The 3,461-nt window shown below is 52.4% G+C and carries 3 protein-coding genes and 1 tRNA gene; all 4 read right to left on the reverse strand.

Annotated elements, in window-relative coordinates:
- Positions 1 to 106: 106 nt before the first annotated feature.
- The 4 genes from nusG to tuf all read right to left on the reverse strand — a co-directional run bounded on the left by nusG (position 107) and on the right by tuf (position 3,019).
- The gene (gene nusG, locus RMSM_RS29895) at positions 107 to 883 is read right to left on the reverse strand and encodes a transcription termination/antitermination protein NusG (protein ID WP_008706281.1); all 777 of its coding nucleotides are present in this window, start codon (positions 881 to 883) and stop codon (positions 107 to 109) included.
- Positions 884 to 971: 88 nt separating this feature from the next.
- Positions 972 to 1,415, reverse strand: coding sequence for a preprotein translocase subunit SecE (secE, locus tag RMSM_RS29900; RefSeq protein ID WP_008706283.1), 444 nt, complete (start codon positions 1,413 to 1,415; stop codon positions 972 to 974).
- 90 nt (positions 1,416 to 1,505) lie between these two features.
- Positions 1,506 to 1,577, reverse strand: a tRNA-Trp gene (locus RMSM_RS29905).
- Positions 1,578 to 1,822: 245 nt separating this feature from the next.
- The gene (gene tuf / locus RMSM_RS29910; RefSeq protein WP_008706284.1) at positions 1,823 to 3,019 is read right to left on the reverse strand and encodes an elongation factor Tu; all 1,197 of its coding nucleotides are present in this window, start codon (positions 3,017 to 3,019) and stop codon (positions 1,823 to 1,825) included.
- Positions 3,020 to 3,461 lie beyond the last annotated feature (442 nt).

Raw genomic sequence — 3,461 nt, forward strand, 5'->3', positions numbered from 1 at the left:
TCAGTGATCAGTTAAGATTGTTCAGTGGAGGAATATTTTTTCAAAAATGTTTGGGAAGGCGATCGTTGTCGGTGTATCCGCACGCGACATCGATACATCATGCCATTTACAAAGCTTCGACTTGCCAGTGATCGAGTTCCATCGGGACACTGCGACCAAAGATGTTGATGATGACGGTGATGCGTCCGTTTGCTTCATCGACGCTATCGACATCACCTTCTTGGTTTTCGAAGTTACCTTCCTTGACCCTCACACGATCGCCAACCTTGAACGGAATGGCCGTTTTGATTGGGGTCTCGTCTTCGTCATCGACTTCGGGTTTGTTGATGAATCGTTCGATGTCCGAGGGTTCCATCGGCATCGGTTTGCCAGCGGCTCCGGTGAAGTCGCTAATGCCACCGGTTTCGCGAACCAAGAACCAAGTATCATCATTGATGATCATGTTGACCATGATGTAACCCGGCAAAAGTTTTCGCTTGGTGACGCGGCGTTTTCCGTCACGCGTGAACGTGGCGACGTCTTCGGTTGGAACGACAATCTCGCCGAATTCTTCGGTCATGCCTTCCATCTTGACGCGTTTTCGCAGCGCTTCGGCAATGGAATCTTCGCGATTGAAGGCGACCTTCAAGATGTACCAATCCATCTTGGCTTCGCCATCATCGACTTTGTCGACCTTGGGTGCGACTTGTTTTTTCGGGGGCGGTGGCGCGGGAGCTTCGGATTCTTCGCTGCTCGGCTGCGTCGTCGCCGAATCGTCTACAGAAGTTTCGTTGGTTTCCGAATCGAGCTGATCTGCAGCGAGTTGTTCCGAATCGGCCGGAGCGCCGGCTTGCGTGTCTTCTGGCAAATCGCCTTGGTCGTCTGTCGTATCAGCTGAGTTCACGGGTATCACCGAAAGCGGTATTTAAAGTAATTCTTCGAAGGGCGTCTCATTTTCAGGTAGCTGGAATGAAACCAGTGACGCCGAGTGTTTAGCTAGTCACGCCAAGGAAATTAAAGATGAACTGCCAAATCACGTCGAACAAAAAGAGGGCAACCGCGAGAAAGAAGATCGTGAAGATCACCACGACCGATGCGCGGATCAATTCGTCCTTCGCGGGCCAAGTCACCTTGTTCATCTCGGCTTCGACTGCGATCAAAAAATCAGCAAACTGAGGCCAGTTGACCAGTCGATAACCAATCCACAGGCCGATTGCCAACGTGACCATCGGGATTGCTGGAATCAACATCGAGCCGGCGGGCAAAAAGCCTCGCAAGGTGGCGTACAGGCTCCAGCAGCCCAGAGCAACCACAACCCAGATCGCCAATGCTGTCAATTGACGAACAATTCGACCTTGGTTCGGCTTGTAAACCTTGGTGTGGAATAGTTCGCTAGTCAGTGGGGCGTTGTTCGTCCCTGCAATGTCTCGAGACACCGTCGGCTCCTAAGTATGATCTTCGGACCCATGAAAGCTGCGAATCCTTTGCAGCCGACTCAGGGGCCAAGTTATCTGTGTGAATAAAAGCAGGGGCGGAGGGACTCGAACTCTCAACCGCTGGTTTTGGAAACCAGTGCTCTGCCATTGAGCTACACCCCTGTAAAACCAATTACGTTTCACACGTCTGTTATCGCTGAAAACCCTGTTTCAGGGCAATCCCAACACGGATCAACCGTAGCGACACAGCAGATTAACGAATTCGTCTTAAAAAGCCAATGGCCAACGAAGGTAGAAAACCTCGCTGGCCATTGGTTGATTTTTCAAATTGGTGTCAGGTTCGAAAGGATGGTCGAAACCAAGGTAAGTTTTCGAACCGTTTCACCAATTGGAACACAAGGCCGTGATTACGAAACGATCTTGGTTACAACACCCGAACCAACGGTACGGCCGCCTTCGCGAATCGCGAAACGAACACCGTCGTCCATTGCGATTGGCTTGTGCAGTTCGACTTCGACCTTGACGTTGTCACCAGGCATGCACATTTCAGCGTCAACCAAGTTGGCTGTGCCGGTCACGTCGGTGGTACGGAAGTAGAACTGAGGACGGTAGCCGCTGAAGAACGGGGTGTGGCGTCCGCCTTCTTCCTTGCTCAAGCAGTAAACTTCTGCTTCGAACTTGGTGTGAGGGGTGATGCTGCCTGGCTTCGCCAAACATTGACCACGTTGGATGTCTTCACGCTTAACGCCACGAAGCAAGCAACCGACGTTGTCTCCCGCTCGGCCTTCGCCCATTTCCTTGCGGAACATTTCGACGCCGGTGCAGGTGGTTTTAACAGGGGTGTCCGAAAGTCCGACGATCGAAACTTCTTCGCCAACCTTAACTACACCACGCTCGATACGACCGGTAGCAACGGTACCACGACCTTCGATCGAGAAGACGTCTTCGATTGCCATCAAGAATGGCTTGTCGTCTTCACGAACAGGTTCTGGAATGAACTCGTCCAACGCGGTCATCAGTTCAGTGATGCACTTGCTGGCTTCAGGGTCCGATGGGTTGTTGTACGCTGGAAGCGACGAACCGCGAACGACAGGAACGTCGTCGCCGGGGAAGCCGTACTTGCTGAGCAAGTCACGGGCTTCGAGCTCAACGAGTTCAAGCAATTCTTCGTCGTCGACCAAGTCGCACTTGTTCAAGTAAACAACGATGTAAGGAACGCCAACTTGGCGAGCCAAGAGAACGTGTTCCTTGGTTTGGGGCATCGGGCCGTCGGCAGCCGACACAACCAAGATAGCACCGTCCATCTGGGCGGCACCGGTGATCATGTTCTTAACAAAGTCAGCGTGGCCCGGGCAATCGATGTGGGCGTAGTGACGTTTGTCCGACTCGTACTCAACGTGAGCGACCGCAATCGTCACGGTTTTGGTAGCGTCACGAACGGTACCGCCCTTGGCGATATCCGAGTAACCCTTTGCTTGTGCCAGACCCTTAGCAGCTTGGACGGCCAAGATTGCGCCAGTCGTGGTCGTTTTGCCATGGTCAATGTGGCCAATCGTGCCGACGTTGACGTGGGGCTTTGTACGTTGAAAAGTTTCCTTAGCCATTTTTCTAAATCACCTACACTCGACCATCGCGAAAACTGGTAAGGGGATACGCCCCCAATCAGCCCGGAAATCCAACGACCGCGTTCACACCCACGGTAGCTCGCCAAAATTCCGGCCGCTTGGTCACTCGATCAACAATAGAATTGAAACGAAATCAAAAAATCGTTTGTGTCCCACCGCGGGACATGTTTTGCGCTGCTGCGATTGACGTTAAACGCAATGTAATCGGCCCAGGGGATCTCGTTGGATGTGGTCGTCGTAGGCGAGTGGTTTCATGGGCAAAATTCACCCAAAAACCCGCGTGACGGACACCAATGAGACGCTCGGCGCGACCTCATGAACGCTTCCAGCAAGACCGCTGGTAGCCAACTTGCCTAAGTTGTTGCGAAAAGTGCGATATTTTGCAATTGCCTCAGCACGAAAATCAAGCATTCATTTGCTC

This window comes from Rhodopirellula maiorica SM1 (assembly GCF_000346295.1).
GTDB classification, from domain to species: domain Bacteria; phylum Planctomycetota; class Planctomycetia; order Pirellulales; family Pirellulaceae; genus Novipirellula; species Novipirellula maiorica.